Raw genomic sequence first — 5424 nt, forward strand, 5'->3', positions numbered from 1 at the left:
TACTGTGACTCGACTTCCTGCGCCCGGCGCCAAGTCCAAAATTTGGCAAAATCGATCAGCGACTGATTTAACGACAAATAATAGCGAGTGCCCGAATAACTCAAATCGGCGCTGCGGACGCTGAGGCGGTTTTCCGACCAATTCGCGGTTCCGGAAACCTGCGGCAACATCTGCCCCAGCGCCTGGCCCTTTTGGGCAATGCCGATTTCCAGCTTGGCATCGGCTGACTTTAACGACGGCGCGGCCTGCAATGCTTGCTGATACACCGTCAGCAAATCGTCGGCGCACGCCCGGCCCGCCAAAGTAACCGCCAATCCCAGCAAGATGGACCTAATCGAGTGCATCATGAGTCAATCCTCTCGGAAAGCCCGCGCGAATGCATCGGTAATCGGCTGCATCAGATATTCCACGACGGTGCGCTCGCCGGTCCGTATCATCACTTCCACCGGCATGCCGGGCACCAATTCCAGGTTTTTCAATTTTTGCAGGCTTTCCGGCGTCAATTCCACTTGGGCTTGGTAGTAAGCCGCATCGGCCTTCTCGTCGACGAAACGGTCGGCCGAAATATGGATGACCTTACCTTCGGTAGTCGGCGTCAACGCTTGCTTAAATGCGCTGAATCTAATCTCGGCGATCAAACCCAGGCGGATCCGGTCAATGTCCAGCGGCGACACACGCGCGTCGATGATCAAGTCCTCTTGTTGCGGCACGATGTCGAGTATCGGACTCCCCGCCATCACCACGCCGCCTTGAGTATGTATCGCCAACCCCATCACCCGTCCGCCCACCGGCGCCTTGATCTCTATCCGGCTAACCTTGTCGGCGGTCGCCGCCAAACGCTGATTAACGTCAAATAGCTGGGATTGAACCTCGCTCAATTTTTCGGACACTTCCTCTTGAAACTTCTTTTCGAGTTGCATGATCTCCAGCTTGGTTTCGCCGATCTGAATTTCGGCGGCCGCGATCTGCGAGGTTAATGAAGCGATATCGCCCGAGTTGCTGGCATGATTGCGTTCGGTGTCACGCAAGCGTTGTTTATCGGCAAACCCTTCGGCCAGCAACTCTTTCAAGTCCTTCGCTTCTTCGCCGTAGGATGCCGACAATTCTTGCTTGCTCTGGCGCTGGCCTTTAATCCCGACAATTTGCGTGCTCAGCTGGTTGATCTTTTGCTTCAGGACCGAAATTTGGCCTTCGAAGGCCGTGCGCCTGGCCAAAAATAACTCGGTCTCGCTGGTCCTGGCTTCGGCGACACGGGTATCGTCCAAGCGGCTCAAATTGTCGGGGAACTCAATCCGGGCCTTCCGATCGCGCTCGGCTTCCAATCGGGCCAATTGCGCGGACAGCGTGATCGATTGCCCTCGCAGCACTTCCAGTTGCGAGCGGGCTTCGGTACCATCCAGCGTCAGCAAAATATCGCCTTCCCGGACGATGTCGCCATCCTTGACAAAGATTTGATGCACGATGCCGCCATCCAGGTGCTGAACGGTTTTGCGGTGGGATTTGACGGTAATCACTCCGGAGGCCAGCGCCGCGCCGTCGATCGGCGCCCAGTAACTCCACAGCGCGAATAAACCAAACGCCGCCAACAAAATGATGACGCCAATCAGGCGTATCGGTCTATCGTCAACAACAGGCGTCATCGCGGCGCCAGGTTTAACGGACGAGGACAAATTCTTCATTTCCATGGGCGGGAAAAGCAGCCGATACCGGTCACGATGCTTGTAATTGGGCTTGTTGTTGTATATGGGCCAGCACTTGCTCTCGCGGCCCGTAAACCGCCAGCTTGCCTTCATTCAAGATCATTAGCTTATCCACGTTGGACAAAACACTGTTTCGATGAGTGATGAGGATCACGGTAGCGCCCTTTTGTCTCAGCAAGGTCAGCGCTCGAGCCAGCGCCTGTTCACCTTGCTCGTCCAGGTTCGAGTTAGGTTCGTCAAGCACGACAACTACGGGATCGCCGTAGAGCGCCCGCGCCAACCCGATGCGTTGGCGCTGACCGCCCGACAAAGCGCCGCCGTTTGCGCCGATCACGGTGTCGTAGCCATTGGGCAAATGTAATACCAGGTCGTGCACGCCGGCCATTTTTGCGGCCTCGACCACTTTAACGGCGTCGACGTCGCCAAACCGGGCGATATTCTCGCCGATCGTGCCTTCGAACAATTCTATATCCTGTGGCAGATAACCCAGATATGGTCCCAATTCGGCGCGGTTCCAGGCATGGACATCGGCCTGATCGAGGCGGATCTTGCCGCCGGAAGTAGGCCAGATACCGAGCAAGGCACGAGCCAACGTCGATTTACCCGCGCCGCTGGCACCGAGAACGCCGACGATGTCGCCGGCATTGATGGCTAGGCTTAACCCCTTGATAACCGGCACGCTGGCACCGGGCGGCGTCACGATGGCAGCCTCCAACTGAAAACTGCCGCGCGGCGCGGGTAGAGACATCCGCGTCGGTTCAGCCGGAATCCGCAGCAAGATTTCGTTCAAGCGCCGATATTGACCGCGCGCATTGACAAAACCCTTCCAATTGGCGATCAGCATATCGATAGGCGCAATCGAGCGCCCCAACAATATCGAACCGGCGATCATCAATCCGGGAGTAATTTCCTTTTGTATCACCAGATAAGCGCCCAAGCCCAGGATAAGCGACTGCGAAGCCAGCCTGGTTACCTTGGAAAACGCCCCGACCAAGCCGGCGCGCGAACTTGCCAGCCCCTGCAAAATCAAGACGTGGTTAGCCGCCGCCAGCCAGCGCTGCTTGATATTCTCGGTCATGCCCATCGACTCGATCACTTCGGCATTGCGGAGATTTTTATTCACCAAGGCCCGTCCGGCAATCGCTACCTTGTTGGCTTCATCCAGGGTGGCCGCCGTGGCTTTTTCGTTGACGATGGCGATCAAAACCATCAAAACGGCAGTAGCGACGGCAAACCAGCCGTATAGGGGGTGAAAAATAAACATGACACCGAGATAGATCGGCATCCACGGCGCATCGAAAAACGCGAACAAGCCACTGCCGGTTAAAAATTGACGTAACGCGGTCAGATCGTCCAGCGGTTGCGATGTCGCCTTCTGCCCTCCGGAATACAGCGCTTGTTTATACGCGACTTGGAACAGTCGTTCGTTTAACAGCAACTCCAAACGGCTACTAACGCGCACCAGGATTTGGGAACGAACCCATTCCAAACCGCTCATGGTGGCGAACAAAATCAACATGATCAAGCTCAGCATCAGCAAGGTCGACAGATTTCCGGTCGCCACCACGCGATCATATACTTGCAACATATACAACGGCGAGGTCAACATCAGCATGTTGATAATCAAACTAAAACCGGCGGCGGATAAAAAAGCCCCCTTGCAAAGTTTCAGAGCAATTTGAATATCGGTGGGTTGAGAAATGCTCACGACGCGTTGGAAGAATATTGGCCAAAGTTAGCCCTCCAAGAGTAGCATGATTTTGGCTGTTACCGAACGAATGTTGATTTTTGCCGCCGAAGTGCTCGGAGCGAGCCACCGCCGTCGCTTGCCGACAAGCCGCCGCCGAATTTCGGCGAAAAAAAACCGGCGTCCCTGAAAGAGTACGCCGGCTTGGTGCCGTAATGCAGGATTAGCCTTGCTTGCGCAAGTACTTCTCGACGCCGGTCGTTCTGGCGTAGCTGACTTCATCGGCTTGCAATGCTTGTCTGGCCACGTATTTCGCGACGCCGGACACGCTGGGCACGTCTCTATCCGCTACTTCCTGTTTGGCCATGTATTTGGCGACGCCAGTCACTTCGCCCGCGGCTTTTTCGTCGGCGGCATGTTTCGCCAGATATTTAGACACCGAACTCACCACCACTTCCGGCTTGGCTTCCAATCGTTGCTTGGCGACGTATTTGGCAACACCGGTCGGCGTCGGCAATTGCTTGGCCAATACCGATTGCTTGGCTAGATAACGCGCTACGCCGGTAACCGGCGCGGCCTGACTTTGCAGTTGCAATTGTTTAGCCAAATATTTGGCGACACCGGTTGGCTTCGGCGCCAATTCGGCCGCCGCGGATTGGCGGGCGAGATAGCGGTCCACCGCCGAACCTTCGATAATGACTTCGGCGTCCAGCGCGGCCTCCTCGGCTTGCTCCTGTTTCATCAATGCCTCCGCTTTTTCAGCTTGCAATTTGGCTTCCGCTTCGACGTATCGAGCCACCAAAGCCACCGCGGCGGCTTTACGCGCCGCCAGCTCCTGCTCGGCCACGAATTTGGCAACCCCGGTCAACGGCACTTGCTCTTTCAATAACTTGTCTTGCCGAGCCAAATATTTTTCGACGCCGCTCAGGACAGGTACATCCTTCGAAACCAGCGCCTGCCTAGCCAAGTACTTGCTGACGGAAGTTGCGGCCGGTACATCCTTGGCCGCCAAATCTTTTTTTAGAACGTATTTAGCAACGCCAGTCACCGCCGGAGTTTCCGCCATGTTTTGCCGGATGACATACTTGGCGACCCCGGTCACCGAGTGGTCTTCCCTATCGTGCATGGTGACGTATTTGGATACGCCGGTAATCGGCGCGGCCTTAGATTGGATCGACTCTTTGATCAGATACTTTGCGACCCGGGTAACCGGATGCTCGGCCTGCTGGCTCAAATACTTTTCGACGCCGGTCGGAACCGTTTCGGGTTCGACCTCATCGACGACTTCAACAGCCTCAACGGCTTCGACGACCTCTTCTTCGGCCACCTCCACCTCCGGCTCGACCACTGTCGGCTCCAGAGCCGCCAGATAACGAGCCACGCCGGTCAATGCCGGTTGATCATCGGCCTCTTGCGGTTCCAACCGTTGTAGGTAACGCGCCACGCCGGTCAACTGCTTACCCTCTTCTTCGCCATTTCCGTCGGACACCCCGCCGCCGGCGGGTTTGTCGAAGAAAAAGCTCGGCAGTATGCCGAATAAGCTATTCATCAAACTGTTTTTTGCCATTTGAGAATACTCCTGAATGTTATCGTTGTTATGTTCTCGACCGGTTAGCTCGAAATCGCCGGTTTAGCTCACCCGAACCGCGCCGCAAGCCTAGCCTGACGAATTGAGTATTACGACCCGGTGCCGCTAAACACGACCTTGGGTTGAAAGCTGGAAGCCGGATATTTGGGATCGACTTCCGATTGCGGTTGCGCCTGTTGATTGACGCAAGGCACCGCCGTAGCGCTGGTCGGCGCGGAGCTCGCGGTCGGCGCGGCTTCGACCAGCGCCGGATCGCGGAAAACCACCTTGGGTTGAAAATCGGCCGCCGGATAATCCTGGGCCTGCGCGGCCGCGGCGGTCAACAATAATGCAACGAAAAATCCTCGTTTCAATTCTATGTTTTTCATAGTGCTCACCTTCCTCTTCCGTATGAATCGTCCCTGTCCGGCGGACAGGGACGTCTGACAAGTCACCGGCTATTAAAGCAC

General features: G+C 56.0%; 4 protein-coding genes and 1 pseudogene. All 5 read right to left on the minus strand.

Annotated elements, in window-relative coordinates; translation table 11 throughout:
* Positions 1–347, minus strand: a pseudogene (locus AC3B8H_RS17990) (TolC family outer membrane protein); the annotation flags it as partial.
* A 3-nt stretch (positions 348–350) separates the two neighbouring features.
* Entirely contained in the window at positions 351–1640 is a 1290-nt protein-coding gene (locus tag AC3B8H_RS17995) for an HlyD family type I secretion periplasmic adaptor subunit (RefSeq protein ID WP_488442920.1), read from the minus strand.
* A gap of 70 nt (positions 1641–1710) precedes the next feature.
* Entirely contained in the window at positions 1711–3408 is a 1698-nt protein-coding gene (locus AC3B8H_RS18000; protein ID WP_488442921.1) for a type I secretion system permease/ATPase, read from the minus strand.
* A 202-nt stretch (positions 3409–3610) separates the two neighbouring features.
* Positions 3611–4954, minus strand: coding sequence for a hypothetical protein (locus AC3B8H_RS18005; protein ID WP_488442922.1), 1344 nt, complete (start codon positions 4952–4954; stop codon positions 3611–3613).
* Positions 4955–5064: 110 nt separating this feature from the next.
* Complete coding sequence (locus AC3B8H_RS18010; protein WP_488442923.1) at positions 5065–5343, minus strand: hypothetical protein; 279 nt, start codon at positions 5341–5343, stop codon at positions 5065–5067.
* Positions 5344–5424 lie beyond the last annotated feature (81 nt).

Source organism: Methylomonas sp. BG-2, from assembly GCF_057766305.1.